The organism is Streptomyces sp. CBMA291 (assembly GCF_014596525.1).
In the GTDB taxonomy this organism is placed as follows: domain Bacteria; phylum Actinomycetota; class Actinomycetes; order Streptomycetales; family Streptomycetaceae; genus Streptomyces.
The window spans coordinates 42,401-69,208 of the sequence record NZ_MSJP01000019.1 but is presented as its reverse complement, the minus strand read 5'-3'; the positions used below and the strand labels follow the sequence as shown (position 1 = coordinate 69,208).

20 protein-coding genes and 1 tRNA gene are annotated in these 26,808 nt (G+C 72.8%); 8 read left to right on the top strand and 13 right to left on the bottom strand.

Features of this window, described 5'->3' with window-relative positions; all coding sequences use genetic code 11:
* The first annotated feature begins 187 nt into the window (after positions 1–187).
* Positions 188–1,261 carry an LLM class flavin-dependent oxidoreductase gene (locus BU197_RS05475; RefSeq protein WP_188267058.1) on the top strand — a complete coding sequence of 358 codons (1,074 nt, stop codon included), beginning with the start codon at positions 188–190 and terminating at the stop codon, positions 1,259–1,261.
* A 348-nt stretch (positions 1,262–1,609) separates the two neighbouring features.
* Positions 1,610–3,316 carry a glycosyl hydrolase family 18 protein gene (locus tag BU197_RS05470; RefSeq protein ID WP_188267057.1) on the top strand — a complete coding sequence of 569 codons (1,707 nt, stop codon included), beginning with the start codon at positions 1,610–1,612 and terminating at the stop codon, positions 3,314–3,316.
* 145 nt (positions 3,317–3,461) lie between these two features.
* Here BU197_RS05470 and BU197_RS05465 read toward each other — a convergent pair whose 3' ends face one another.
* Entirely contained in the window at positions 3,462–5,537 is a 2,076-nt protein-coding gene (locus BU197_RS05465) for an EAL domain-containing protein (protein WP_411158444.1), read from the bottom strand.
* A gap of 326 nt (positions 5,538–5,863) precedes the next feature.
* Here BU197_RS05465 and BU197_RS05460 point away from each other — a divergent pair, with 326 nt between their 5' ends.
* Positions 5,864–7,144: a M6 family metalloprotease domain-containing protein gene (locus tag BU197_RS05460; protein ID WP_411158443.1), complete on the top strand. Its 1,281-nt coding sequence runs from the start codon at positions 5,864–5,866 to the stop codon at positions 7,142–7,144.
* A gap of 95 nt (positions 7,145–7,239) precedes the next feature.
* Here the strand turns inward: BU197_RS05460 and BU197_RS05455 are convergent.
* The 7 genes from BU197_RS05455 to BU197_RS05425 form a co-directional block, all read right to left on the bottom strand.
* A tRNA-Lys gene (locus BU197_RS05455) sits at positions 7,240–7,313 on the bottom strand.
* Positions 7,304–7,924 (bottom strand): hypothetical protein, encoded by a 621-nt coding sequence (locus BU197_RS05450; protein WP_188267056.1) that lies wholly within the window; start codon positions 7,922–7,924, stop codon positions 7,304–7,306. Before BU197_RS05450 ends, BU197_RS05455 begins: the two co-directional genes overlap by 10 nt.
* Positions 7,925–8,542: 618 nt before the next feature.
* Complete coding sequence (locus tag BU197_RS05445; RefSeq protein ID WP_188267055.1) at positions 8,543–8,899, bottom strand: hypothetical protein; 357 nt, start codon at positions 8,897–8,899, stop codon at positions 8,543–8,545.
* A 349-nt stretch (positions 8,900–9,248) separates the two neighbouring features.
* Positions 9,249–10,580 (bottom strand): AAA domain-containing protein, encoded by a 1,332-nt coding sequence (locus tag BU197_RS05440; protein WP_188267054.1) that lies wholly within the window; start codon positions 10,578–10,580, stop codon positions 9,249–9,251.
* Complete coding sequence (locus tag BU197_RS05435) at positions 10,577–12,166, bottom strand: hypothetical protein (RefSeq protein WP_188267053.1); 1,590 nt, start codon at positions 12,164–12,166, stop codon at positions 10,577–10,579. The genes BU197_RS05440 and BU197_RS05435 overlap by 4 nt, the downstream gene beginning before the upstream one ends.
* Positions 12,166–13,374 (bottom strand): hypothetical protein, encoded by a 1,209-nt coding sequence (locus BU197_RS05430; RefSeq protein WP_188267052.1) that lies wholly within the window; start codon positions 13,372–13,374, stop codon positions 12,166–12,168. Before BU197_RS05430 ends, BU197_RS05435 begins: the two co-directional genes overlap by 1 nt.
* Positions 13,268–14,146 carry a phosphatase PAP2 family protein gene (locus tag BU197_RS05425; RefSeq protein WP_188267051.1) on the bottom strand — a complete coding sequence of 293 codons (879 nt, stop codon included), beginning with the start codon at positions 14,144–14,146 and terminating at the stop codon, positions 13,268–13,270. The genes BU197_RS05430 and BU197_RS05425 overlap by 107 nt, the downstream gene beginning before the upstream one ends.
* Before the next feature lie 143 nt (positions 14,147–14,289).
* Here BU197_RS05425 and BU197_RS05420 point away from each other — a divergent pair, with 143 nt between their 5' ends.
* On the top strand, positions 14,290–14,886 hold the full coding sequence (locus BU197_RS05420; RefSeq protein WP_188267050.1) for a histidine phosphatase family protein: 597 nt from the start codon (positions 14,290–14,292) through the stop codon (positions 14,884–14,886).
* Between the two features lie 342 nt (positions 14,887–15,228).
* Here BU197_RS05420 and BU197_RS05415 read toward each other — a convergent pair whose 3' ends face one another.
* On the bottom strand, positions 15,229–16,512 hold the full coding sequence (locus BU197_RS05415) for a tetratricopeptide repeat protein (protein WP_188267049.1): 1,284 nt from the start codon (positions 16,510–16,512) through the stop codon (positions 15,229–15,231).
* A 224-nt stretch (positions 16,513–16,736) separates the two neighbouring features.
* Between BU197_RS05415 and BU197_RS05410 the strand changes: the two genes are divergently transcribed.
* Both BU197_RS05410 and BU197_RS05405 read left to right on the top strand, forming a co-directional pair.
* On the top strand, positions 16,737–17,162 hold the full coding sequence (locus tag BU197_RS05410; protein WP_188267048.1) for a hypothetical protein: 426 nt from the start codon (positions 16,737–16,739) through the stop codon (positions 17,160–17,162).
* A 146-nt stretch (positions 17,163–17,308) separates the two neighbouring features.
* A complete protein-coding gene (locus BU197_RS05405) occupies positions 17,309–18,178 on the top strand; it encodes a spermidine synthase (protein ID WP_188267047.1) in 870 nt (289 codons plus the stop codon).
* 32 nt (positions 18,179–18,210) lie between these two features.
* Here the strand turns inward: BU197_RS05405 and BU197_RS05400 are convergent, their stop codons facing one another.
* Positions 18,211–18,777 (bottom strand): hypothetical protein, encoded by a 567-nt coding sequence (locus BU197_RS05400; protein WP_188267046.1) that lies wholly within the window; start codon positions 18,775–18,777, stop codon positions 18,211–18,213.
* An 87-nt stretch (positions 18,778–18,864) separates the two neighbouring features.
* Here BU197_RS05400 and BU197_RS05395 point away from each other — a divergent pair, with 87 nt between their 5' ends.
* A complete protein-coding gene (locus BU197_RS05395; RefSeq protein WP_188267045.1) occupies positions 18,865–19,566 on the top strand; it encodes a response regulator transcription factor in 702 nt (233 codons plus the stop codon).
* Positions 19,563–20,969, top strand: a complete 1,407-nt coding sequence (locus BU197_RS05390; protein ID WP_188267044.1) for an ATP-binding protein — start codon at positions 19,563–19,565, stop codon at positions 20,967–20,969. Before BU197_RS05395 ends, BU197_RS05390 begins: the two co-directional genes overlap by 4 nt.
* 594 nt (positions 20,970–21,563) lie before the next feature.
* Here BU197_RS05390 and BU197_RS05385 read toward each other — a convergent pair.
* The 3 genes from BU197_RS05385 to aspT (BU197_RS05375) are packed head-to-tail and all read right to left on the bottom strand — an operon-like array spanning position 21,564 to position 26,647.
* Positions 21,564–23,225 (bottom strand): bifunctional aspartate transaminase/aspartate 4-decarboxylase, encoded by a 1,662-nt coding sequence (locus BU197_RS05385; protein WP_188267043.1) that lies wholly within the window; start codon positions 23,223–23,225, stop codon positions 21,564–21,566.
* Positions 23,226–23,251: 26 nt separating this feature from the next.
* Positions 23,252–24,955 (bottom strand): aspartate-alanine antiporter, encoded by a 1,704-nt coding sequence (gene aspT / locus BU197_RS05380; RefSeq protein ID WP_188267042.1) that lies wholly within the window; start codon positions 24,953–24,955, stop codon positions 23,252–23,254.
* A 9-nt stretch (positions 24,956–24,964) separates the two neighbouring features.
* Entirely contained in the window at positions 24,965–26,647 is a 1,683-nt protein-coding gene (gene aspT, locus BU197_RS05375) for an aspartate-alanine antiporter (RefSeq protein WP_188267041.1), read from the bottom strand.
* Positions 26,648–26,808: the final 161 nt, after the last annotated feature.

The window sequence follows — 26,808 nt, the reverse complement described above, 5'->3', positions numbered from 1 at the left end:
CCTGCCCGAGACTGTTCGCGCACGCGTTCGGCCCCGGTGCGGCGGGAGAATTTCCGAGGCGAAGCGGACCCGGGACCCGGTCTTCCCGGTGGCCGAGAAGTGCCGGAATAAACGGAGCCCCCCTCCTGTTGTCACCGTGTCGAAGACCCATCACGAGTCCGTACGTGTGCCGAGGAGGATCCCGAAGGTGACCGACACCATTCGAGGAGAGGCGCGGGGAGCCGCGCCCGTACCGCTGTCCGTGCTCGATCTGGTCACGGTCGGCAGCGGCCGGACCGCGACCGAGGCGCTGGCCACCAGCGTCGAGCTGAGCAGGCTCGCCGAGCGGCGCGGATTCCACCGGCACTGGGTGGCCGAGCACCACTCCATGCCCGGGGTCGCCTCCTCCTCGCCCGCTGTGATCCTCGCCCACCTCGCCGCCCACACCCGGCGCATCCGCCTCGGCTCGGGCGGCGTCATGCTGCCCAACCACGCCCCCCTCGTCGTGGCCGAGCAGTTCGGCACCCTGGAAGCCCTCGCGCCGGGCCGGATCGACCTCGGTCTCGGCCGCGCGCCCGGCACCGACGGGGCCACCGCCGCCGCCCTGCGCCGTACCGACACTCTCAACGAGGGCGCGAGCGACTTCCCCGAGCAGCTCGCGGAGCTGAGCCGCTTCCTCGACGACGACTTCCCCGACGGGCACCGCTACACGCGCGTCCACGCCGTGCCGGGCCCGGTGCAGGGGCCGAAGGGGCGCCCGCCGATCTGGCTGCTCGGCTCCTCCGGCTTCAGCGCCCGGCTCGCCGGGATGCTGGGGCTGCCCTTCGCCTTCGCCCACCACTTCTCCGCCCACAACACGCTCCCGGCGCTCGACCTCTACCGGTCCTCGTTCCGCCCTTCGGCGGTGCTCGACGCGCCCTACGCGATGGTCGGCGTCTCGGCGTTCGCCGCCGAGGAGGCGGCCCAGGCGCGCCGGGAGGTCCTCGCGGGCGCCCTCGCGATGCTGCGGCTGCGCACCGGGCGGCCGGGTCTGGTGCCGACGCCGGAGGAGGCGGAGGCGTACCCCTTCACCGAGGCGGAGCGTGAGTTCGTCGACGGCTGGCTGGCGAACCTGGTGTACGGCACCTCCGACGAGGTCCGTACGGGGCTTGAGGAGCTGCGGAAGCGGACCGACGCCGACGAGCTGATCATCACGGCCAACGGGCACGGCGGGGAGGCCCGGGTGCGGAGCTACGAGTTGATCGCGGACGCCTTCGAACTTCCGGAGCTGCCGGAGGAGTAAAGGGGGCGGGCGGCCGCCGGCCGGAGGCCCCGCGAGGGCCGGCCGGCCCTTGACCCGAGGAAAATTTCCATGGATCCACAAGCGGGGTGGTTCATTCCCCAACCACCTCCGCCACCGCCCTAAGCAAACCTTAAACCGCTCGTCACCGATGGTGGCGGGCGGTTCCGTTTTGTGCTGCGCGCCTCTGACGAGGGCTTTTTCTCGTCAATTGGTCTAGTCCTCAATCTGGTTCAGACCATTGACGCGGTGTTCATGAGCCGGTTATCACTTTGCCAGCTCCTGTACGGCAACACCCCCCAGGCACCACCCCGCACCACCCCCCGTACTCCCCCCATTCGGAGGCCGCACGTGCACCCCCGTAAGCCATTGATCGCCGCGCTGCTCAGCTCGGCTCTCGCCGCCGGCGCTCTCGCCGCGACCGTCGGGATCGGCTCCGCCCAGGCGGCCGGTCCGTCGACCACTGCCTCTGCGGGCAACGTGCGCATCGCGTACTACGACCAGTGGAGCGTCTACGGCAACGCGTTCTACCCCAAGCACCTCGACACCCGGGGCATCGCGAGCCAGCTGGACGTCATCAACTACTCGTTCGGCAACATCCACCCCACCAACCTCACCTGTTTCGAGGCCAACAAGGCCGCCGGTGACGACAACAACCCCAACGCGGGTGACGGTGCGGGCGACTCGTACGCCGACTACCAGAAGTCCTTCAGCGCGGCGGACAGCGTGGACGGCGTCGCCGACAAGTGGGACCAGCCGATCGTGGGCGTCTTCAACCAGTTCAAGGAACTGAAGGCGAAGTACCCCCACCTGAAGATCAACATCTCGCTCGGCGGCTGGACGTACTCCAAGTACTTCAGCGACGCGGCCAAGACGGACGCGAGCCGCAAGAAGTTCGTCTCCTCCTGCGTCGACCAGTACATCAAGGGCAACCTGCCCGTCGAGGGCGGCTTCGGCGGCCCCGGCACCGCGGCCGGCATCTTCGACGGCATCGACGTCGACTGGGAGTACCCCGGCTCCGACGGCGGTCACCTGGGCAACCACTACTCGGCCGACGACAAGCAGAACTTCACGCTGCTCCTCGCCGAGTTCCGCAAGCAGCTCGACGAGTACGGCGCTGCCAACGGCGGCAAGAAGTACCTCCTGACCGCGGCCCTCCCGGCCGGCCAGGACAAGATCAAGTACATCGAGACGGACAAGATCGGCGCGTACCTCGACTACGCGAACATCATGACGTACGACATGCACGGTGCCTGGAACGGCAACGGGCCGACGTACCACCAGTCCCCGCTGTACCCCTCCCCGAACGACCCGACGAACGTGATCGCCCCGGGTCAGGAGAAGTACACGATCGACAACGCGATCGACTCCTGGATCGACGGCAACAAGACCTACGGCATCGCGGGCGGCTTCCCCGCCAACAAGCTGACGCTGGGCTACGAGTTCTACTACCGCGGCTGGAAGGGCGTCCCCGCCGGGACCACCAACGGCCTCGCGCAGACCGCCACCGGCGGCTCCAACGTCCGCCCGCTGAGCCAGCAGGCCGGTATCGCGCACTACAAGGAGCTGGGCGGCATCGTCGACAACCCGGCGACCACCTTCTGGGACGACCAGTCGAAGTCCTCGTACTTCTACAAGGACGGCGAGTTCTTCACCGGCCTCAACCAGAAGTCGATCGACGCCCGCGTGGCGTACGGCAAGGAGCGCGGCCTGGCCGGCGCGATGATGTACTCGCTCCTCGGCCTGGACGACAAGGCGACCCTGCTGAAGCAGATCAACACCGCGCTCGGCACGCCCACCACGCCGCCGACCACCCCGCCCACCACGCCGCCGACGACCCCGCCGACGACGCCCCCGACCACGCCCCCGACGACGCCTCCGACCACCCCGCCCACGGGTTGCCCGTCGGTCCCGGCGTACGTGGCCGGCACGGTCTACAACGCGGGCAACGAGGTCTCCCTCAACGGCCACAAGTGGAAGGCCAAGTGGTGGACCCAGAACGAGGCCCCCGGCACCACCGGCGAGTGGGGCGTCTGGCAGGACCTCGGCGCCTGCTGAGTGCCTGACCCGGCGGGAACCTGATCCGCCGAACCCCTCATGAACCGCTGCCCCCCGCCCGGAATGTCCCTCCGGCCGGGGGGCAGTCCCATGCCCGCGCCCCTCTGTTCTCCGGGGGCGCGGGCACGGTGGTGCGCGGGGCCGCTCAGACCCGCAGTGGTTCGGCGCCGATCAGCTCGGCGATGCGCTCCGGGGTCACCGCCCGGGAGTACAGCCAGCCCTGCCCGGTGTCGCAGCCGATCCGGCGCAGCCGGTTCGCCTGCCCGGCCGTCTCCACGCACTCCGCCGTCACCGTCAGGCCCAGCCGGTGCGCGAGCTGCACCAGCGCCTCGACGATCAGTTCGTCGGCCGGGTTGGCGCGCTCCTCGTCCTGGAAGCCCCGGACGAACGAACCGTCCAGCTTGAGCACCGAGACCGGCAGCCGGCTCAGATAGGCCAGGTTCGAGTAGCCGGTGCCGAAGTCGTCGATCGCGATCCGCACCCCCATGTCGCTCAGCGACTGGAGCGCCTGGAGCGGCCGTCCGGCCGACCCCATCACGGCCGACTCCGTCAACTCCAGCTGGAGCAGATGCGGGGCCAGGCCCGTCTCGGAGAGGATCCCCGCCACATCGGCGACCAGGTCGGAGTCCCACACCTGGCGTACGGCCACGTTGACGCTCACGAAGAGCGGGCGTTCGCGCGGGTGTTCCTTCTGCCACTGCCGGGCCTGCCGGCAGGCGGTGGCGAGGACCCAGCGGCCCAGCTCGACGATCGAGCCGTCCTCCTCGGCGATCGAGATGAACCGATTCGGCGCCAGGGCGCCGAACCGGGGGTGGTTCCAGCGCACCAGCGCCTCCACCCCGCTCACCGCGCCGTCCGTCAGGTCCACGAGGGGCTGGTACTCCAGGGCGAACTCCCCGCGCTCCACGGCGGGTCGCAGGGTGGAGGAGAGCGCCTGCCGGGTCATCCGGTGCGCGTTGCGCTCCGGGTCGAAGAGGGTCCAGCGGCTCTTGCCGTCGGCCTTCGCCCAGTACAGCGTGGTGTCCGCCGCCTGCATGAGGGCGGTCGCCGTCGTCCCCTGCCCCGAGCGCTCGACCACGCCGATGGAGGCGGAGACCGAGAGCCGGTGTCCGCCCAGGTCGAAGGGGCGTTGCAGCGCGTCGAGCACCGAGCGGGCCAGATCGGCCAGTTGCTCCGTGCCGGTGGAGTCCTCGACCAGGATCGCGAACTCGTCCCCGCCGAGCCGGGCCACCAGATGGCCGCCGCTGCGGGTGTAGCCGTCGCTGTCCGCGCACTCCGTGAGCCGGGCGGCGACGGCGGTGAGCAGCCGGTCTCCGACGCGGTGGCCGAGGGTGTCGTTGACCGCCTTGAAACCGTCGATGTCCAGGTAGCAGAGGCCGATCCGCCCTGTTCTGCCATAACCGAAGGAATCGTAGGACTCGTACGACTCATAGGGAGAGCTGACCGGAGGGGTGCGGTCCTCCTCGGTCCCGGTGGCGCCCGGGGTGGGGTCCTCCAGGGCGGCCGAGAGGCGCTCGAAGAACAGCGCGCGGTTGGGCAGCCGGGTCACCGGGTCGTGCATCTGGAGGTGCCGCAGCCGCGCCTGGAGTTCGCGTCGCTCGCTGATGTCCGCGATCGAGAGCAGCACGCTGCGGCTCTCGGGCACGGGCGCGACGGTGACCTCGGCCCACAGGGAGCGCCCGTCGGCGTGCTGGAGGCGGCGGGTGCAGCGGAACCGGGCCCGGCGTCCGCGCAGCACCTCGTGGTACGCGTGCCAGGTGCGCCGGTCGGAGGCGAGGTCGACGAGGTCGGCGGCGGCTTGCTCGCGCAGGGCCGCCGGGTCGCTGCCGAGGAGGGCGCCGAAAGACTCGTTGGCGGAGACGACCACGCCGTTCCGGTCGACGACGGCCATCGCGAGCTGGGCGACGCGGAAGGCGGCGCCGTAGTCCCGGAGTTCGGCGGCGCGACGCCGGTCTCCCGCCCCGCCGGGGCCGGTACGGGGGCCTTCCGGGGGTTCGGCCCTGCCGGGGCGGTCGGAGGCGGGGCGGCGCACCGGGGGGTCGGGGCGCTCGTCGGAGGACCGGCGGGCCGGGGGTTCGGCGCGCTCGGGCGAGGGTCGGCGGGCGGGGGGCTCGGAGCGGGTCGCCGTCCGCTCCTCGGGGTGACGCTCCGTGAGCGCGGAGTCCGCCGCGTGTGTATCCGGTGGCTCTGGGTGCACCGGTCCTTCGGGGGTTCCGCTCACCGCTGGCTCCCGTAGTGCAGTCGGGCCGGTCACATGTGGTCGGGACGGTCGGCCGGGGAAGAGTGAGCCGATCATAGAGCCAGCGCGGGGGAGCGTTCCAGCTCCAGGGCGCCTTCGGAGCACCTCCGAAGCGGTGCGGACGCACACCGCGAGACTCCGCCTGATCGTTTCTGCGCAGGTGTGACATGGCTCGATCCTCTCGTGACCGAAAGTGACTTTCCGTGAGCGTCGATGCGCTCGTGTCGCGTCGACCTGGCGGTATCGCCTCACCCGACCGGGGCAGCGGAAAAGTGCGAAACGTGGCAAAGCGCCACAAGGTGGGTGAGGTGTCCCGCATTCCTGATCCGGAGGTCCACGTGAGGGCTCAGCAGCCACCCGGGGGAGTGGAGCGCGCACGGCTGCGCGCCGGTGCGGCGGCCTTCACCTCGCTCGCCGCGCTCGCCGCCACCGGCCTCGTCGCGGGCCCCGCCGTGGGCGCCGCTTCGGCCGGTCCCTGTGTCCTGCCCCGTACGGCGGCCCATCACTCGCTCGGGCTCGACAGCTGGAACCGGTCCTATCCGCGCCCTGTCCGGACCCTCGACGCGGTCATGATCTTCCTGTCCTTCCCGGACGCCGAGCCGCTCACCGATCCGGCGGTCCTCGCCGCCGACCACTTCCCGGCCACCACCGACTTCTTCACCCGCGCCTCCTACGGCCGGTTCACCCTGCGCCCGCACGCCCGGCACGCCTGGACCCCGATGCCGAAGGCGTCGACCGCGTACGACATACGGCGTGACTGGGACGCCGGGCAGCGCGCCGCCTATCTGCGCGACGCGATCGCCGCCGCCGACGCGGACGTCGACTTCTCCCGCTACGACATCGTCTATCTGGTCGCCGATCCGGACGCGCCCGGCGTGGACTCGGACGCCACCAAGGTCGTCAACCTCGAACGCCCTCTGGAGGCGGACGGCACCGAGATCAAGCGGGTCGTCACCGTCTTCGAACGGCATCCGCCCGACCGCAACGTCCTCGCCCACGAGACCGGGCACGTCTTCGACCTGCCGGACCTCTACCACCGCCCCGAGGACGGCAAGGGCGACTGGGACACCCATGTGGGTGACTGGGACGTCATGGGCAGCCAGTTCGGACTCGCCCCGGACCTGTTCGGCTGGCACAAGTGGAAGCTGGGCTGGCTCTCGGGCGCCCAGGTGGTCTGTGTGCAGGGTCCCGCGGCCCGGCCGGTCACCCTGGAGCCCACCGACGCCCCCGTCCCGCCCGGCGGCACCCCCGGCACCCGGCTCGCCGTGGTCCGTACGGGCCCCGACAGCGTTCTCGCCGTCGAAGCCCGCAGCGGCGCGGGCAACGACGCCGGGAGCTGTGCCGAGGGCGTCCTGGTCTACCGGGTGCGGGCCGCCGTCGCCTCGGGTGACGGGCCGGTCGAGGTGGTCGACGCGCACCCGGGCACCGGTGCCTGCCGGGACCGCTCGGTCTATCCGCCGCTCGCGGACGCCCCGCTCGCGGAGGGCGAGACCCTGACCGTGCCGGGGACGGGGGTCCGCGTGGAGGTCGCCGACCGCACTCCGTCGGGGGACTGGACGGTACGGATCACCCCGCCGGTCCTGCACTGACCCGGGCCATGCCCGGAAGGCACTCGGAAGGCCCCGGTAGGCGGTGCCCGGACACGAAGAAGCCCCCCGCTTCCGCGAGGGGCTTCTTCCGTCTGTGCGCCGCCAGGGACTCGAACCCCGGACCCGCTGATTAAGAGTCAGCTGCTCTAACCAACTGAGCTAGCGGCGCCTGCTGACGTCGTAGACATTAGCATCCGTTCCGGCGCGAGGAAAAATCGATACCCGCACGTCGGCGGCGGAGAGCGAGCGCGCGGCCCGCACGCAGGCCCACAGCATCACCTCGGGTCCCGGCAGCCAGGGACAGCGGGTGTCGGGCGCCACCAGCCAGCGGGGGCCGGACCGCCCGGAGGGCACGAGCGGCGGCACGGTCACCGCGTCCCCCTGGCCGTGACAGAGGGGCCGGGGCACCCCTTCCTCCCAGTCGAGGAGGGCGGGCAGCCGCTGGGCCGTGCCCGGGGCGGCGAAGAGCATCATCCGGCCCCGGTGGACGGCGACCGGGCCCGAGCCGGGCCCTTCCGCCCACATCCGGTCCAGCATCCGGCGCCCGAAGACCTGGTCCACCCCGATGACGTCGAAGACCGTGCCGCAGGGCAGCACCGCCGGGGCGTCCGGCCGGGACTCCCAGCGGGTCAGCGCCGCCCCCTCGTGGTCTCCGGTGGCGGAGGTGAGCCAGGCGGCCCCGTCGGCGGTCACCCGGGCCGGCTGGTGCCGTCCCTCGTCGTCCTCCAGGAGGAGCCGGAGGATGTCGTGCGGGGTCTCGTCGCGCAGCCACGTCGTCATACGATCAGGTCTACCCGCAGTCACCTGACCGTCGCTCAGTGTTCGCGAATCCCGGACAGGGCCGGGAGCCGGGGGGTATCGTGCCCCACGGCATATGCCAGGGGGCGATTCCAGGCCACCGAGTGACCCGCCTCGGCCGTACGGGGGTAGCGGGGGCCGGGAGAGCACGGAGCCTCCCACCGGAAGAGCCGTGACTCCTCCGGGCGGACGCCGGTCGCGCAAGGCCCCGGAACCCCGTCGACGGGTACGGCCGGGCCCGAAGACCCGCAGGTCCTCCGGACGGCGGCCCGGAAGACCCGAGGCTCCGGACAGCGGCCCGGGGGCCCCGCGACACCCGGACGGCGGCCCCGAAGTCCCGAGGCTCCGGACGACGGCCCGCCAATACCCGCGACGCCCCGTCAGCGGACGCCGCTCCCGAAGCGCACCCGGACGGCGGTCCCGAAGAGCCGGTCACCCCGTCAGCGGACGGCCGGGTCCCCAAGCACCCCCGGACGGTGGCAGCCTCGGCCCCCTCCAGCGGGCCTCAGCCCCCTCCAGCGCCGGTCCCGAAGACCCCGCGTACCCCGGACGACCGCCCCGAAGCGCCAGGCACCCCGTGCGTGTCCGTGGGTGGCGGGCTCAGTCCTCCGCCGAGCGCCCCTCCGCGCGGATCAGCCCCTGGCCGAACTCGATCATCTTCCGCGCGTAGTCCTCGGTCCACCGCGCCCGCTCGGCGACGTCCGCCGCCGTCAGCCGGTCGAACCGGCCCGGGTCCGCTAGCTGCGCCGCCGCGATCGCCTGGAACTCCGCGGCCCGGTCCGCCGCCGCCCGGAAGGCCAGCGTCAGCTCCGTCGCGCGGGCGAGCAGCTCCCCGGGGTCCGCCAGCTTCTCCAGGTCGAAGAAGTGCTCGGGGTCGGCGGTCGTCTCGGCGGGCTCGAAGATCAGCGGGGCCGGCCGCAGCCGCCGTCGTACGCCCTGCTCCGCGGGTTCCGCCATCGTTCTGATCCTCCTCGCACAGACACGGCCCGGAGTCCCGGGCCGCCTTCCATTGTCCCGCGCCCCGCAAGAGCGCGGACCTCTCCGCGAGGCCCCTCCCGCAAGAGCGCGGACCTCCCGGAGAGGCCCCCCCCCGCAAGAGCGCGGGCCTCTCCGGGACGGCCCCCGGTCCTCACGGGCGCGGGTCTCTCCGGGGCAGCCACGGGTCCTCAGGTGCGGCCTCTCCGGGGCGGCCACGGGTCCTCAGGCGCGGCCTTTCCGGGACGGCCCCCGGCTCTCACGGGCGCGGACCTCCCGGCGACGGCCCCCGGTCCTCACCGACGTGGGCCTTTCCAGGGCGCCCCGGTCCTCACGGGCGCCACCGCACCCGGTGTTTCTCCAGATGCGAGAGCACCGCGTGGTTCGCCTCCCAGCCGTCGGGGAACGACACCGCCTCGCCCAGCCGGACCGGCTCCGCCGACGGGTGTTCGTCCAGGAGTTCCGCCACGCCCTCCCGGCAGACCACCACACAGGCGTGCCGGTGCCGGGAGGCCAGCACGCACAGCCGGCCCGTCTCCAGGTGGAAGGCGGTCGCGTCCGGGCGCCCGGACAGCGGATGGAACACCACCGTCACGTCGTACTCGCGCCCCTGGAGCCGGTTCGCCGTGTCCACCGTCACCCCGGTCACCCCCAGCTCCGCGAGGGCCGCCCGCACCGCCGCCGCCTGGTCACGGTGGGCGGTGCCGACCGCGATCCGGTCGGGCGTCAGGGGCACGGGCTCCGCCGCGCGCTCCGAGACCGCCGCCCCGCCCCGGTCGAGGAGCCGCCGCACCACCAGGGCGATCGCACCCACCGCCTCCGGGTCGGTACGCGGAGTCTGCCGGGCGGGCAGTTCGAGCAGCCCCCACCCCGACTCGGCCGCCTCGTCGAGGACCCGGTCGGGCCCCGTACCGTCCGACGCCACCGCGAACGACAGCTTCCGGTCCCCGTGCCCGGTGCCGCTGCGAAACGGCGTGTCCGGGTAGAAGGCGTCCGAGACCAGCGGCGCCGCCGAGGCGGGCAGCCGCCAGGACACCGGCAGCCGGTGCTGCGGCAGCTCCGGGTTGTACGCGAGGAGGGTCGCGACCGCGCTCGTCGACGGGTCGTACGCCAGCCCCGCCCACTGCTCCGCGCCCACCACGGAGAACGGGTCGAGCTGCCCCGGGTCGCCCACGAACAGCGCCCGCTCGAACAGCCCCGCCACCGCGAGCAGCGCGTCCGAACGCATCTGGTAGGCCTCGTCGACGATCGCGTGCTCCCACGGCTCGACGTTCTTCACATGCCCCCACTTGGCGGCCGTGGACAGCACCACGGGCACCCCGGCGAGATCGCCCGCCTTCGCCGACTTCCGTACGTTCGCCAGGGCGTCGAGCGCCTTGTCGTACGGGTCGCCGTCGCTGGAGTGCAGCCGCCCGACCTCCAGGTCGGGCTCCTTCTCGGCGAGCCGCAGCACCAGATCGTCCACCTGCGCGTTCGTCTGCGCCACCACCATCAGGGGCCGCCCGGCCGAGGCCAGTTCGAGGGCGGCCCGCACCACGAGCGTCGACTTCCCCGCCCCCGGCGGGGAGTCCACCACGACACCGCGCGCCGCCCCGTCCAGGGTGTCCGCCAGGATGCGGGAGGTCGCCTCGGCGGCCTCGGCCGACGGATCGAAACCGCTCACAGCACATCCTCCTCGGTCACGGCGTCGGGCAGCTCCACGCTCTGCGCACCCGGCGGACCGCCGTGCGTCCACGGGGTCTCCTCCGCGTCCGGCAGCTGCGGCCCGACCCGCTGGTCGTGCTCGAACAGCGTCCAGGCGATCCGCTCGCCCTTCTCCGGCACCGAGCCCTCGGCGGGCTCCCGCGCCCGGCCCATCCGGTCGAGAACCCGCAGCAGCAGCGAGCCGTCCTCCTCGTACCGCAGGAACTCCGCCGCCTGCGGCTTCCCGTCCAGCGAGCGGTACACCCGCGTCCCCTCGTCCAGATGCGGCCGGTCCTCCGTGCGGACCGTGAGCAGCGGGCGCGGCGCGGGCCGCTTCGACTCCGTCCACGCCGGAGTCACCTCCGCCACCTCGGCTGTGAACGCCTCGCCCGAGAGCCGCCGTCCTGCCAGCACCAGCGGATCGTCCAGAGCCTCCTGCGCCTCCAGCTGCCCCTGCGCCTGCTCGCGGGCGGCCAGCTTCCGCGCCGCCGTCACCGGGTCGTCCTTGCGCGGCTGCGGCGGCTCGCCCGCCGCGACCCGGTCCCGGTGCGCGGTGAACGACCAGCGGTCCCTGGTCCACCGCTCCTCGACCCTGGCCCCCTCCGGCAGCTCCCGCAGCAGCCCGATCGCCCGCCAGACCGCGTGCCAGGTCGGTTCGAGACAGGAGAGGACCAGCTCGCGGACCTTCCCCTCGGCCGCGCGCAGCTCGCCGAGACCGATGTCGGCCGCCTCGCCGTCCTCGGCCGCGCCCAGCGCCTGCCGGGCCCGGTCGTACCGCTCGATCGCGGGCGCGAGGAGCCGGTTGTCGAACGCGGGGTCGGTCGCGGGCCCGGCGGGCGGGCACAGCAACTGCCCCGCGCCGTCCCGGCCCGTCTCGGCCCGCAGCGCGCCCTCGGCGCCCGGCTCCCCGCCCCGCGGGTCGATCCAGGCGAGCAGCGCCCCCAGATGCTGGTCCTCAAGGGAGGACTGGCCCGTCGCCCAGTGCCGGTTGAGCAGATCGGTCGCCGAGAGCAGCAGCGAGGAACCGGGCACCCGCGCCCGCTCGCCGAAGTGCGTCAGCCAGCGCCCGAGCAGCGGCACGCGCGGCGGCGCCGGGAACGGCGTCTCCGGGTCCTGCTCGGCCGTCCGCCGGAACCGGGTCGAGCGCCCCAGCAGCCGTACGTACTCGATACCGGCCCGGCTCGGCACGATCAGCTGCGGCGCGTCCGCGCACAGCTCCGCCTCGGCCTTCACCTTCCTGCCGGTCGCCGGGTCCGTCTCGTTGCGCTCCACCGCCACGACGTCCGCCGTGAAGGAGTCGACGTACGGCAGGACCTCCTCCGCCAGATCGGCGAGGAAGGCGAACCGCAGGTCACGGTCCCGGGGCTGGGTCACCACGAGCAGCCGGGGCGCGCCGGGATCGGTGCCCACCAGGGCGCCGAGCGGCGCGCCCGCCTCGCCCGCCGTCGTCAGCGGCACCAGGACGAGCGGCCGGTCCGCGACCCGCCGGTGCCGTACGGTCGCCAGCGGCTGCGCCCGGCCCGACTCGACGGCCTCCATCCGGGCCAGCACGGAGATCAGCGACATCAGAAGATCCCTTCGGGTTCCGAGGCGGCGGCGCGGGCCGTGGCCAGCGCCTCCTGGCGCAGCGCCCGCGCCCGGCGCAGCGCCGCCACCGCCGGGTCCTCGGGATCCACCGTCTCGCCGTCAGGGCGGGTCGGCTCCTCGCCCCGCGCCGCCGCCAGGACCGCGCCGATCGTCGTCAGACCGCCCAGCTCGCCCCGGACCGACCGGCCCAGGGTCTCCACCGCGCCCGCCTCCCGGGACCGCGCCCGGCAGTGGAAGGCCAGCTCGCAGGCGGCCAGGCACTCCGGCGCGTACTGATGGGGGACCGCCTCCACCGAAGCCGCCAGCTCCTCGGGCGAACGCTCCGCCACGTCGAAGCCGACGCCCTCCGGCAGCGCCGCCGCGATCTCGTCGATCCGGGTCAGCCGGGCCAGCTGCCGCCGGGTGACCGCGCACTGCCTGCGCACGTCGACGAGCGAGGCCGTCGGCACGTTCGAGAAGTCCTTCGGGCAGACCAGGAGCACCGAGGGCGCGACCCGCGCCCCCTCCGTCCGCTCCGCCACCCGTTCGAGCGCGAGCACGTACACCGCAGCCTGCCGGGCCGCCGCCCCCACCTTCGACGGATCGGCCGCGCCGTCGATCATCGGGAACGACTTGATCTCCACGACCGTCCACCCGCCGTCGGGCCCGACCACCACCACGTCCGGCTCCAGATAGACCGGCGAGCCCGCCACCTCCAGGGCGAGCAGCGGATGATCGAGCAGCGTCCAGCCGCCCGCGCCGGTCGCCTCCCGCAGCGCGAGCGCCGTCCGCGCCACCCGCCCCTGGGGCCCCGCCGCCGACAGCTCCGGCACCGCCACCGCGCCCGGCTCCTCGACACCGATCAGCCGCAGCAGCTCCCTGCCGCCGTCCGCCTTGACCTTCGCCTCGAAGGAGTTGCCCCGCATGATCGCGTACTGCGACTGGCCGAAGGGCGCCGGGGAGCCGAGCTTCGCGGCGAGCGCCGACTTGTCGACCCCGGCACCGTCGAGCAGCGCCCGCCGACGACAGCCCGGGTTGGCGGCGAGGGCCGCCAGGGCGCGCGCGTCGAGCGGGCGCGGCGGGGTGGCCGGCCCGCGCAGCTCAGCGAGTTTTTCCCAGGCTCTCGGCTTCGCTTGAGCGCGGGAAGCCCCGCTCCGGGGTGTCGTCCGCGGAGGTTCTGACAGACCGTTGTCCAGGGATGAGCTCACCCGCCGAAGTCTCCCACCCCCCACTGACAACCGGAGGTGCTTCCGCCGCCCCGCGCCACCGGGCCCCGAACCGCAGCGCGTACGGGGCCAGCAGCAGCCCCGCGCCCATGACCGCCGCCCCGGCCACCGCGTCCAGCAGATAGTGATTGGCGGTGCCCAGCACCACCACCGTCGTGACCAGCGGATACAGCACCCCGGCGGCCTTCGCGGCGGGCGTCCGCCCGTACCGCCACAGCATCACCCCGCACCACAGCGCCCAGCCGACGTGCAGGCTCGGCATCGCCGCGAACTGGTTCGTCAGGCCGCCCAGACCGCGCGGGGCGCTGGCCTCGCCGCCCCACCAGCCGTACGCGCTGTACTGCGCCATCGTGTCCGTGAAGCCGTGCGCCGGGTCGAGCAGCCGGGGCGGGCAGGTGGGCAGCAGGGTGAAGCCGACGAGCCCGAGCAGGGTGGAGAGCATCAGCCAGGTGCGGGCGGCCCGGTAGTGCGCGGGTCGGCGCCGGAAGAGCCAGACCAGGATCGCCGGGGTCACGAGGTAGTGCAGCGAGGCGTAGACGAAGTCCGCCGGTACGCCGAGCGCGGGCACGTCCGTGAACAGGCGGTTCAGCGGGTGCTCGGCGTCGAGCCCGAACCGCTCCTCCCAGCGCAGGATCGAGACGCCGTGACCGACGGCCGTGCCCTCGTCGCCCCGGGCGAGCAGCCGCCCGCAGGAGTAGCCCGCGTACACGAGCGCGAGCAGCGCGGACTCGGCCCACCAGCGTGGCTTGCGCATGCGAAAAGATCCCCCCGACGTGTCGGCCCCGGGGGAGGGGACGCACGAGGGCGCCCCGGGGTTGCCCCGGCGTCACCCCGAATCCATCTGGGCGATGATGGGAGAGGCACGCCCGCACCGTGAACCCCTGGAGACTCCTTCCCATGGCACCGCGCATCCTGCTCGCCCGGCACGGCCAGACCGAGTGGTCCCTTCTCGGCCGGCACACCGGACGGACCGACATCCCGCTGCTCGACGAGGGCCGTCGCGGCGCGAAGCTGCTCGGCGAGCGCCTGCACCGGGGCCCCTGGCAGGGCCTGCCCGACGTCGAGGTGCGCACGAGTCCGCTGGTCCGCGCGAGCGAGACCTGCGAACTCGCGGGCTTCGGCGACCGGGCCGAGCCCTGGGACGCGCTGATGGAGTGGGACTACGGGGCGTACGAGGGGCTGACCCCGGCGCAGATCCAGGACATCCGCCCCGGCTGGTTCATCTGGCGCGACGGGGTCCCGGACGGCGAGTCCCTGGCCGGGATCTCGGACCGCGCCGACGAGATCGTGAACTGGGCCCGCTCCGCCGACCGTGACGTCCTGGTCTTCGCGCACGGGCACATCCTGCGCACGATCGGCGCCCGCTGGCTCGGCGAGGACGTCTCCTTCGCCTCCCGCATCCGCCTCGACCCGACGAGCCTGTCCGTCCTGGGCTGGGCGTACGGCGCCCCCGCGCTCGAACGCTGGAACGACACGGGCCACCTGGAGAGGTAGGGGCCCGCGCCCTTCCCGAGGCCGGCCCCGCGCGCCTCAGGCTTTCCGCAGGACGGGCCTTGCGCGCGGTACGGGCCGGGCCTTCCGTGCGCTGCGGGTTGGGCCTTCCGTGTGTACGGGCTCGGCCTTTCGGGCGGCACGGACCGGCTCTTCGGGCGGTACGGACCGGCCTTTCGGGCGGTACGGACCCGGCCTCGCGTGCGGTGCACGTCGGGCCCTTCCGTGCGGACGGGCCGCGGCGGCCGGCCCGAGCACCGGTCGCCGCGGCCCCCGGCCTCCGGGCGTCCGGCCGCCCCTTCGGGCTTCCGGGGTTCCGGAGGCGGACCAGGGCCCGACGGGCCGTCAGGGTGCGGCGAGCACCCGGCGGATCTCCGTCAGCATCCCCCGGACGCGGGCGGACGCCACCCCGTCGGAGGAGTCCCGCACCCGCCGCGCCTCCGCCGCCGCCTCGTCCCGGCGCCCGGCGTACGCCAGGTCCCTCGCCAGATAGGTGCGGTAGAGCGCCAGGTTCCGGGCGAAGTGCGGGTTCTGGAGGACGGCGGCCCGCTGGGCGTGCCGGGTGGCCCGGCGCCAGTCGCCGAGGGCCGACCAGCACTGGGCCTCCAGGGCCTCCCGCTCCGGTTCCCCGAAGAACGACATCCACTCCGGGTCGCCGTCGGCCGGGCCCCGGTCGAAGAAGCCGTGGGCCCGGCCCAGGGCCTGTTCACAGGCCGTACGGTCGCCGAGCCCCGCCCAGGCGCCCGCCTCCCGCAGCGAGAGCAGCGACCGCAGCCGGTGCGAGCCGAGAGGGCCCGCCGCCCGCAGTCCGGCCTGCGCCGCGCGCAGCGCCTCGCGGAACCGGCCGGAGTCCCGGGCCAGGAACGAGGTGTTGCAGAAGGCGTGCGCCTCCAGGGCCGGGTTCCCCGCCACGCGCGCGGTGGACAGCGCCTCGGCGTAGTGCGAGCGGGCGTCCTCCTGGCGCCCCGAGTCGTGCGCCAGCCAGCCCACGGACAGGGAGAGTTCCCCGGCGCCCGCGTACAGCCGCTCCTCGGTGGAGCGGCGGGCGCTGCCGCCCGAGTCGAGCAGCGCGTACGCGGCGCGCAGCGGCTGGGCGGCGATCTGGTAGAGCCCCTCGGCGCCGTACCGGTCGTCGAGCAGTCTGATCTCCCGGACGGCGTCCTCGACGGCCCGCACCTCGGTCTCGCCGATCCGGTGGGAGCCGCGGGGGGCGGGGATCGCGACGGCGGTGCCGCCGAGTCCCAGCGAGACGGCCGCCAGGGTGGCACTGCCGCTCGTCATGAATGCGCGACGCAGCACGTCGCTCTCCTCCTCGTTCCGGGTCGTGATGTCGGCGGGTGCGGTGCTCCCGGGGCCGGCCCCCCGCCGGCCCCGCACCGCCTCCCGTGCGGAGAATCCCAGGTCGGAGAGGCTGAGACCGGGAAACATATGCAGGAAGACCCGCTCGTAGGCGTAGTTGGGGCAACGGATCTCGCCCGCCTCCACGCGTCCGATGTACCGTGCGTCGCAGCCGACCTGCTCGCCGATCTCCCGGGCCGCACGGCGGACCGCCGCGGCGAACTCCGCGGGCGAGTACCGGCCGCGGAGGCGTCGGAAGGCGAGATTGGGAACTGCCCGTGACATCGCCATGGCCGAGCCCTCTCCTGGTGCCGCCGGGTGTCCAGCGGGCAAGAACGTACCGGCTGCCTCCGGGCACCTACGCCGAGTTTGGCTACAAATCGGATATCTCGCCTGCGATCCGCCATGAATTGCCATTCTTTGCGGCGGGAAACCGCCGTAGCCGTTGACGCCGCGCGGGCGTTGAACTCGGCGGAGAGACGGAATGCGTCTCCTCAGGAGCGAGGAGGGGTCCCATGACGGAGATCGGTTCGCAGTCGGCCACCCGGCACGCGCCCGCCCCGGAGCCCGACGGGCCCGCCGGGCCCTGGGACCTGGTGACCGTACCGGTCCGGCAGGGCCTGGAGGCCGTGGACATCCTGCGGCGCGGCGGCTCCCCCGCCGTGGGTCCCGTCGTGCACGACGGGACCTGCGACACCCTGGGCTTCCTGGTCCCGCCCGGCACCGCCGCCGGCTGGGACGTGCCCGGCAGCGCCTGCACCCGGACCTCCGGGCGCGGGCTGCGCCTCCCGGATCTGCCGGAGCCCGCGGGGGACGCGCCCCGCCCGGCGGGCTGGCTACTGCCTCCGGGTGATACGGATCAGGTCACCGACCCGGCGGTCCTCCGCGCGGCCCTCGGCGAGGCGGCCCGGCTCATCGAGGCGGCGGACGGCTGCCACTGAGCGGACGGCCGCCACTGGGCGGAGGGCCGCCGTCCCCGGCCGGACCGTCCTCCACCGAGCCCGACCGGACCCCCTCCACCGAGTGACGGGCCCGGCCGCCCGTGGGCAGGTCGGCCCTCCCGGTCCGACAAGCCGATAATGGGCTTGTGGCCAGGAACAACAGACAGCGTGACCGGGCGGCGGCGGACGCACCCGTCGTCGAGACCGTCGACGGCGGAGTCGCCGAACTCGTCCCCGACCGGGAGCGCCCCCGTGCCTGGACGCTGCTGATCGACGGCGCCCCGCAGTCCCATGTGGACCTCGACGACCCCTCCCGGCTCACCTTCGAGTACCAGCGGCGCCTCGGCCACGTCATCGACCTCGTCGCCCCGCCCCAACGGCCGCTCCAGGTCGTCCACCTCGGCGGCGGCGCCTTCACCCTCGCCCGGTACGTCGCCGCCACCCGCCCCCGCTCCACCCAGCAGATCGTGGAGCTGGACGCGCGCCTCGTCCAGTTCGTACGCCGGGAACTCCCGCTCGACCCCGGCGCCCGGATCAGGGTCCGCTCCACCGACGCCCGCGCCGGGCTCGGGAAGGTCCAGGACGGCTGGGCCGATCTCGTCATCGCCGACGTCTTCGGCGGGGCCCGCACCCCGGCCCATCTGACCAGCACCGAGTTCCTCGCCGAGGTGCGGCGGGTGCTGCGCCCCGACGGCTGCTACGCGGCGAACCTGGCGGACGGCCCGCCCCTGGCCCATCTGCGCGGCCAGATCGCCACCGCCGCCGCCGTCTTCCCCGAACTGGCGCTCACCGCCGACCCGACGGTGCTGCGCGGCCGTCGCTTCGGCAACGCGGTGCTGCTCGCCTCGGACCGGGAACTGCCGGTGGCCGAGCTGACCCGCCGGGTCGCCACCGACCCGCACCCGGGCCGGGTGGAACACGGGCGGGCGCTCGCCGACTTCGCCGGGGGAGCGGTGCCGGTCGTCGACGCCGCCGCCAAGCCCTCGCCCGTACCGCCGCCGTCCGTCTTCCGCTGACGAACCCGCCGGAGGACCGGTCGCAGGGCCGGTCAGAGCTTGCGGTCCGAGATCTCCACCCGGGGCGCGCTGTCGTGCCAGAGGGCGAAGACGGACAGCTCGCGGCCCTCGCCGGTGAAGGTGACCCGGATCCACATGGGCTGCTTCCACACCTGCATCTGCCAGCCGGAGGTGGGCGTGGCCGAGACGAGTTCGGCGGCGCTCTTCCCGAGGGCGAAGGTGACCCGGCCGCCGTCCACGGTGTAGGTCTTCAGCTTGGCGCCGGAGCCCGCCCGGGGGGTGGCCGGATCCGGCGCGGGCTCGGTCGTGGGCGCGGGGGTCGTGGCGGGGGCGGCGGGCTCGGTCGTCCGTACGGGGTCGGGGGTCGCGCGGCGGGAGGCGGTCGCGGAGGACGGGGTGGTCTCGGGCTGCCTGGTCGGCGAGGGCGTCGGCTCCTCGGTGGGCTCGGGTTCCTCGACGGGACCCGCGGGCAGCGGCAGTGCGCGCGGGGGGTCGTACACGGTGCCGGACAGCACCGTGTGCACCCCCCACCAGGACAGGGTGACCGCCGCGCCGGTGGCGAGGGACCAGGCCAGGGCGTGAACGATTCCTCTTCGCACCGGCCCATAGTGCACCACCGCCCGAAGTACCCGATCGGAGGGTGGACATTGTCCGATGATTCGCCTGAATGGCGTACGGTGCGGGCCATGGCAAGTGTGCTCGTGGTCGAGGACGACCAGTTCGTGCGCTCCGCCCTCATCCGTCGGCTCTCCGAGGCCTCTCACACGGTCCGGAGTGTCGGTACGGCTCTGGAGGCGCTGCGGGAGGTAGCCCATTTCCGGTTCGACGTCGTGATCCTGGACCTCGGTCTGCCCGATCTCGACGGCTCGGAGGCCCTCAAGATGCTGCGGGGGATCACCGACGTACCGGTGATCATCGCGACCGCCCGGGACGACGAGGCGGAGATCGTGCGCCTGTTGCACGCGGGGGCCGACGACTATCTGGTGAAGCCCTTCTCCGTCGACCATCTGACGGCCCGGATGGCCGCCGTGCTGCGCCGGGCGCGGTCGGCGACGGGCGAGGCGCCGCCGTCCCCGGTGATCCGGGTCGGCGGGCTCACCGTCGACCCGCTGCGCCGTCAGGCGGAGCTGGACGGGGCGCCGTTGGATCTCACCCGGCGCGAGTTCGACCTGCTCGCCTTCCTCGCCGGGCGGCCCGGGGTCGTCGTCCCGCGCAAGGAGCTGCTCGCCGAGGTCTGGCAGCAGTCGTACGGCGACGACCAGACCATCGACGTACACCTGTCATGGCTGCGACGGAAACTGGGTGAGACGGCCGCCCGGCCCCGCTATCTGCACACCCTGCGCGGGGTCGGCGTGAAGCTGGAACCGCCCCGGGAGCCGCTGACGTGAGATGGGCGCTGGTCAAGGTGTCGCTCGCCGTCACCGCCATGGTCGTCTTCGCCTTCGCCGTCCCCCTCGCGCTCGTCGTCAAGGAGATGGCCCGCGACCGGGCGTTCTCCAACGCCGAACGGCGGGCCGCCGGGCTCGCCCCCGTCCTCGCCATCACCACCGACCGCGACGAGCTGGAGCGGGCCGTGGCCACCACCGAGGACGGGTCCGTCGGCCGGCTCGCCATCCACGTCCCCGCCTCCGAATCCGGCGCCGGGCCGGTGGAGATCGGCACCCGGCGGGCGGACGAGGCCGATCTCGCGGCCACCCGCAGGCTCGGCCGGGCGTCCATCGCCGCGGTTCCCGGCGGCTTCGCGCTGCTCCAGCCCACCGCCCTCAGCAGCGGGCAGGTCGCCGTCGTCGAGCTGTTCGTCCCCGAGAACGAGGTGACCAACGGCGTCGCCACCGCCTGGCTGGTCCTCGCCGGGGTCGGCATCGCCCTCCTCGTCGGCTCGGTCGCCGTCGCCGACCGGCTCGGCATCCGGATGGTGCAGCCCGCCCAGCGGCTCGCGGGCGCCGCCCACGAGCTGGGCGAGGGCAGGCTCGGCGTCCGGGTCCCCGAGGAGGGGCCGACCGAACTCAAGTCGGCCGCCGTCGCGTTCAACTCGATGGCCGACCAGGTCGTCCAGCTGCTGGCCAACGAGCGGGAGCTGGCCGCCGACCTCTCCCACCGGCTCCGCACCCCGCTCACCGTGCTCCGGCTCAACGCGGCCTCGCTCGGCTCGGGCCCGGCCGCCGAGCAGACCCGTACGGCCGTCGAGCAGCTGGAGCGCGAGGTGGACACCATCATCCGTACGGCCAGGGAGGCGAAGCCGCAGACCCAGGCGGCCGGTCCCGGCGCGGGCTGCGACGCGGCCGAAGTGGTGCGGGAGCGGATGGACTTCTGGTCGGCGCTCGCCGAGGACGAGGGCCGCCTCGTCCGGGTCGCGGGCGTCGAACGCCCGGTCCGCATCCCGGTCGCCCGCCCCGAACTCGTCGCCTCGCTCGACGCCCTGCTCGGCAATGTCTTCCGGCACACCCCGGAGGGCACGGCCTTCTCGATCGACGTCCACAACGGCGACGACGCCGTCATCGTCCTGGTCTCCGACGCGGGCCCCGGCATCGACGACCCCGCCGCCGCGCTGGCCCGGGGCAACAGTGGTACCCGGGACGGCTCCACGGGCCTCGGCCTCGACATCGTCCGCCGGATGGCGGAGGCCACCGGCGGCGACGTCCGGATCGGCCGCTCGGTCCTCGGCGGCACCGAGGTCCGCGTATGGCTGGGCCTGGACGGCCGAGGCGCCGGGGACACCCCCCACCGCACCCCCCGCCCACCCCGCCGCAGAGGCGGCACGGGCACCCGCAGGGCGGGCGGGGGCGCGTAGACCCTGACGGGGCGCGGGAGCCCGTACGGGTACGGGGGCGGTCTTGGATCCCGTACGGGTCTGACAGGAGCGCTCGGGTCCCGTACGGGTCTGAGCAGGGGTGCTCGGGTCCCGTACGGGTCTGATGGGGACGCTGGAGCCCGTAGGGGACCCCCGGGCGGGCCCCCGAGGCGTACGAGCCCCACCCGGGCCCGCCTCCTCGGCGCACCAGCCATCTCTCCCCCCCGGAGTGGAACCGCCCGCCCCCGCGCCGCGTCTTCCGGGGCGAGTGGTGTCCACCGGCCCGTCCCCCGGGTCCGTACGGGTCCGGCCCGTAGGGGCCCTGGCGCCCGGCCGTGTCCCCCGTACGGGAAGGCCCCGGGCCTGCCCTCAAGTCCACCCCGGGACCATCCGGTTCAGCCCTCAACCTTTTCTGGTCCCGATGGCTTCCTTAAGCGGGCCCTAAGGATGCACATCCGTGTCCGAGGTCGCCCCTTTGTCTGTTTCCCGGCGGCTAGCGTGCTCCTCGTTCCCCCCTTTCCCCCCACACCGTGCGCCCCGGCCGAACCCACCCCACTCCGGCCGGGGCGCGCTTCTTTCCCGGCCGGTTCGGGCTCAGACTCCGGTTCCGGTTCCGGTGGACTTCCACTCCTCCGCGTAGTCGTTGAAGATCGCCCGCAGATGGTGTCCGATCTTCAGATAGTCGAGGTCGTCGAGATTGGCGAGGGAGACCCGGACCGACCACTCGGGACCGTCGAAGCCGCCGCCGTTGAGCAGGACGACACTGGTCTGCTCGGCGAGCCGGAACAGCGGGTCGACCGGCTCGTAGGTCTTCTCCAGGAAGTCCGCGAACTCCTTCCCGTGCACCCGTTCGGCCTCCGCGAGCAGATCCAGCTCGATGTAGTAGCCGGCCCGCCTCGGGTCCTCGGCGATCTTCATCTGGGCGCCTTCGAGGAGCAGATCGAGGCGGCGGCGCACGATCCCCCGGATCTTCTCCTTGTACGCCTGGCCCTCGGGCAGCAGGTCGAAGAGGGAGAACAGCGCCATCATGACCTGCTGGGGCAGCGAGAGCCCGGCGGTGTGGTTGAGCGCGACCTGCCGGGAGTCGGCGACCATCCGGTCGATGAACCGGATCGACTCGGGCTCCAGGGAGAGCGTGCCGTACCGCCTGGCGAGCCGGTCCTTCTCCTCCCGGGGGAGCCGCGCCAGCATGTCGTCGAGGACGTTGTCGTCGTGGAGCGCGATGACGCCGAGCCGGTGGCCGGTGCAGCCGTAGTGCTTGGAGTACGAGTACACGAGGAGGGTGTTGCGGGGCAGATCGGCGGCGATCGAGCGGAAGCCCTCGACGAAGGTGCCGTAGACGTCGTCGGTGACGATCACCAGGTTCGGGTTGCTCGTGGCGACGATCTCCTTGAGCTGCCCGGCGACCCGGTCGCTCAGCGCGAGCGACGGCGGGTTCGACGGGTTGACGAGGCAGACCATCCGCACCGACGGGTCGGCGAGCTTGGCGATCTCCTCCGGCGGGTAGCGCCACTCGCGCACCCCGGTCTCCGTGAAGAGGCTCGCCTCGACGCGCACCACGTCGAAGTCGTACGTGTCCAGTTCGGGGATCTCGATGTACGGGGTGAAGACCGGCACCATCAGGGCGATCCGGTCGCCCTTCTCCAGGATGCCGTTCTTCATCAGCGAGTCGAAGATGTAGCACATGGCGGCGGTGCCGCCCTCGGTGGCGAAGAGCGACATGGTCCCGGCGGGCGGCCGTTTGTCGAACATCTCGTCGTCCAGATAGCCCTGGACGATCCGCGCGGTGTGCGGCAGGATCCGGTCCGGCACCGGGTAGTTGTCGCCGATCGTGCTGTCCGTCAGCTCGTGCACGAACGCGTCCTCGTCGAAGCCGAAGCGCTCGACGGCGTACGCCACACAGCTCTGGAGCAGTTCGATGCCGGGCAGGTCCGGGTGCCGTCGCACGAAGGCGGCGAAGCGGTCGGCTGAGCCCGTGCGCTCGGGCATGCCGCCGAGGTCGTCGGCGGTCCAGACCCGGCGCGACTCGGAGAGCGCGAAGTAGCCGAGCGCGAAGAACGCCTCACGGGGGCCGGTGGCGACCCAGTTCGGGTTGCCGCGGCCCGCGTTGAGCATCTGGGCCTGCGACTTCTCCTTCTGGCCCGGCTTGTCGGCCTGTGCCGCCTGGGCGATCCGGATGAACTTGTCCTTCAGCTCGAACGGCGACAGCCGGGAGAAGGACTGGATCTCTTCACGGGTGAAGCTGGTTCTGGGCAAGGGGGACTTCCTTCGTACGGTTCGGATCAGTGGTGGAGGATGACGATCACGGCGCCCCAGATGGTCAGCAGGACGTTGCCGACCGCGTAGGGAATCGTGTAACCCAGCGTCGGGATCTGCGACTTGGACTGTTCGTTGATCGCGCCGATCGCCGCGGTCGTGGTCTGGCCGCCGGCCAGGACGCCCATCAGGATCGGGAAGCGGATCTTCTGTACGTAGTGGCCGACGAGGAAGCCCACGAGCAGCGGGATCAGCGTCGCCACCGCGCCCCACAGGAGCAGCCCCCAGCCGGCCGAGGAGAGACCGCTGGTGAAGCTCGGGCCCGCGTTGATGCCGACGACCGCGACGAAGAGGCAGAGGCCCAGGGTGTCCATGAACCACTGGGCGCCCGGCGGCACATTGCCGTACGTGGGGTACCTGCCCCGGATCCAGCCGAAGACCAGACCCATGATCAGGGCGCCGCCGGAGGTCGACAGGGAGATCGGCACGCCCGACACGGTGAGCGCCGGGATGCCGACGCAGCCGCCGAGGAAGATGCCGAGGCCCACCCAGAGCATGTCGGTGGCGAACGAGGTCGGCACGGGCTTGCCGAGCGCCTTGCCCGCCGGGTCCACCAGACGCCGGGGACCGGTCAGGATCACCGTGTCGCCGCGCTCGATCCGGGTGGACAGACGGTACGGGAACTCCGTGCCCGAACGGTAGATCTTGTCGATGTACACGCCGACCATGAAGGGCTCCCGGCGCAGGTCGGCGAGGGTCTTGCCCAGTTGCGCCTTGTTCGAGGCGACCACGTGCAGGGACTCGGTCTGGTAGCCGAGCAGTTCCACGTCGTCCGTCTCGGGCCCGATGTGCGTCCGGGCGTCGAAGTCGACGAGCGAGCCGCGCAGCGCGCTGACGGCGACCACGTCGCCCGCACGGAGCACCGTCCCCTGGTCGTGGGGGAGGATCCGCCCCTCGCGCCGCACCCGGGTCACGTAGATCCGGTGCCCCAGCTCCTTCTGCTGGTTCTCGAAGTCGTCGATGGTCCGGCCGACCAGGGGCGAGTGGTCGATCCGGTAGGCGCGCAGGACGACCTCGTAGTAGCCCTCGGCGAGGTCGGGGTCGTCGCCGGGGGCGTCCAGCTCCTTGGCGAGCGCCGCGGACTCGGTGGCCAGGTCCCGCCTGTACAGCCTGGGCAGGACGTTGGCGAGGAGCAGCGCGCAGAGGATCGTGCCGAGCGGGTACGTGACGGCGTAGCCGATCGCGACCAGGTTCTCCTCGTTCCTGATCTGCGCGGCGGAGAGCCCCGGCAGGTTGCCGATGGCGTCCTGGGCGACGCCGATGACCGCCGACTGGGTGAGCGCGCCGCCGAGCAGACCGGCGGAGAGCCCGGGACCGTACCCCAGCATCGCGGCGAAGCCCCAGGAGACGAGGAGGCCCGTCACACAGACCACGACGGCGTTGAGGACCTGTGGGAGCCCGTCCTTCCTCAGTCCCCGGAAGAACTGGGGTCCGACCTTGTAGCCGAGGGCGAAGAGGAACATGGTGAAGAAGAGGTTCTTCACCGTGCCGTCGATGGTGACCTTGAACTGGGCGCCGAGCAGCAGCCCCGCCACCAGACAGCCGGTGACCGCGCCCAGCGCGATCGCCTTCCAGCGGAGCTTGCCGAAGAGGAAGCCGAGCGCGACCGTGATGAAGACCAGCAGTTCGGGATGGGGCTGGAAGATGTTCCGGTCAAGGAATTCGATCATGGGTTCCCCTCATGCCCCGAGAATCCCGACGAGCAGCGGGCCCGTCAGGGGGAGCAGGAAGTTGGAGAGGGTGTACGTGACGGTGTAGCCGAGCATCGGCACCGAACTCTGCGCCACCTGGGTGATCGAGGTGATCGCCGGGGTCGAGCACTGCTGGCCCGCGATGGCGCCGATCAGCAGCGGTTTCTCGATCCTCAGCAGCTTGCGGCCGACGAACAGGGAGAGCGTCGCGGGCACCAGGACCATCGCGATCCCGGCGAACGGCAGCAGCGCCCCGTACTCCTTGAGCAGCGGCCACGCCTGCGGACCGGACACCAGACCCGTGCAGGCGATGAAGATGGCCAGGCCCATGTCCTTGAGGGTGGTGGCCGCCTGCGGGGGGAAGGCGCCGAAGGTCTGCGTCCGGGATCGGAACCAGCCGAAGAGCAGCCCCGAGATCAGACAGCCGCCGCCGGTGCCGAGCGACATCGGGACCGAGCCGAAGCGGACCACGACCTGGCCGAGCAGCGAGCCGCAGACGATGCCGAGACCCAGATAGATGAAGTCGGTGGCGTCGTTCTTCACCACCGCGCCGATCTTCGACGCCAGCCTGCCGAGCCCCGAGCGGGCGCCGACCAGGGTGAGGACATCGCCCCGGGCGACGACGGTCTCCGGGGTCGCGGGCAGGTGCTGGTCGTTGCGGAGCACGTCCGTCACATAGACCCCGCCGGAGGCGAACTCCGGGTGCTCCTTCGACAGGGCGTCCAGGGACTTGCCCACCGCGCCCCGGTCGGTCAGCGAGACCTGGGTGGTGGCCAGCGGGGTGTCGAGCCCGGGGACCGCCGGGGTCTCGGGGCCGATGACCCGCCACGCCCCGATGACCTGCGCCCGCCGCCCGACCGCAAGGACCAGATCGGAGAGGGTCAGCTCGAAGTCGGGCGGGGGAGGGGTGAGGACCTTGCTGCCCCGCTTCACCGACTCGACGGTGACCCGGCCGCCGAGCGAGCGCTCCACCTCGCCGACGGAGACGCCGTCGGCATGGGTGACGAGGAAGGTCCGGCCGACCATGTTGGGCAGCGCCTCCCGCTCGTCGGAGTCGAGCCCGCCGCTGCCGCCGCGCATCTTCTCCCACAGCGCGCGGGAGGCCTCGCGGAGGTCGATGCGCATCATCATCGGCATGATCTGGCTGGTGTAGATGACGATGGTGACCAGGCCGAAGAGGTAGCAGACCGTGTACGCGGTGGCCACATGGCCCTGGTACTGGGCGATCTGCTGCTGGGTCAGGTCGGAGAGCTTGCCGATGGCCTCGGTGGCCGTGCCGACGACCGCCGACTCGGTGGCGGCACCGGCCAGGATGCCGGCGGCGGTGCCGACGTCCAGGTCGAAGCCCTTGGCGAGACCGAGGGCGATGCCGACGACGCAGACGACCTCGATGAGGCAGAGGGCGAAGAAGCGCAGGCTCTCGCGGTTGAGGTTGGCGAAGAACTGCGGGCCCGCCAGATAGCCGAGGGAGAAGATGAACAGGGCGAAGAAGATCGTCTTCACATCGTCCGAGACGACGACCTTGGACCAGGCGCCGAGCAGCAGCGAGACGATCAGGGTGCCGCAGATCCCGCCGAGCGTGATGGGCCCGACGCGGAGCTTGCCGAGGAGGTACCCGGCCGCGAGGCAGAGGAAGAGGGCGAGTTCGGGATGGTCACGGAGGACTCCCATCTGCCCTCACATCGCCCAAGAAGTCGGAAACATGTGAATATCGGACATAAGGGGAACGTAGCAGGGTGGGCGGGAAGTGGATCACCGGCGGGGCCGAATGGGTGAACGGGTGCATGAGGGAGAGGGCGAACGGGGGAGAGGGCGAACGGGCGAGAGGGTGA

Coding starts and splice junctions, on each gene's coding strand:
- BU197_RS05450 (WP_188267056.1), bottom strand. CDS start 7,924: ATGACGACGTGGCTGCGCGACGAGACCCCGCACGACATCCTCCGGCTC.
- BU197_RS05445 (WP_188267055.1), bottom strand. CDS start 8,899: ATGGCGGAACCCGCGGAGCAGGGCGTACGACGGCGGCTGCGGCCGGCC.
- BU197_RS05435 (WP_188267053.1), bottom strand. CDS start 12,166: ATGTCGCTGATCTCCGTGCTGGCCCGGATGGAGGCCGTCGAGTCGGGC.
- BU197_RS05425 (WP_188267051.1), bottom strand. CDS start 14,146: ATGCGCAAGCCACGCTGGTGGGCCGAGTCCGCGCTGCTCGCGCTCGTG.
- BU197_RS05420 (WP_188267050.1), top strand. CDS start 14,290: ATGGCACCGCGCATCCTGCTCGCCCGGCACGGCCAGACCGAGTGGTCC.
- BU197_RS05415 (WP_188267049.1), bottom strand. CDS start 16,512: ATGGCGATGTCACGGGCAGTTCCCAATCTCGCCTTCCGACGCCTCCGC.
- BU197_RS05410 (WP_188267048.1), top strand. CDS start 16,737: ATGACGGAGATCGGTTCGCAGTCGGCCACCCGGCACGCGCCCGCCCCG.
- BU197_RS05395 (WP_188267045.1), top strand. CDS start 18,865: ATGGCAAGTGTGCTCGTGGTCGAGGACGACCAGTTCGTGCGCTCCGCC.
- aspT (WP_188267042.1), bottom strand. CDS start 24,955: ATGATCGAATTCCTTGACCGGAACATCTTCCAGCCCCATCCCGAACTG.
- aspT (WP_188267041.1), bottom strand. CDS start 26,647: ATGGGAGTCCTCCGTGACCATCCCGAACTCGCCCTCTTCCTCTGCCTC.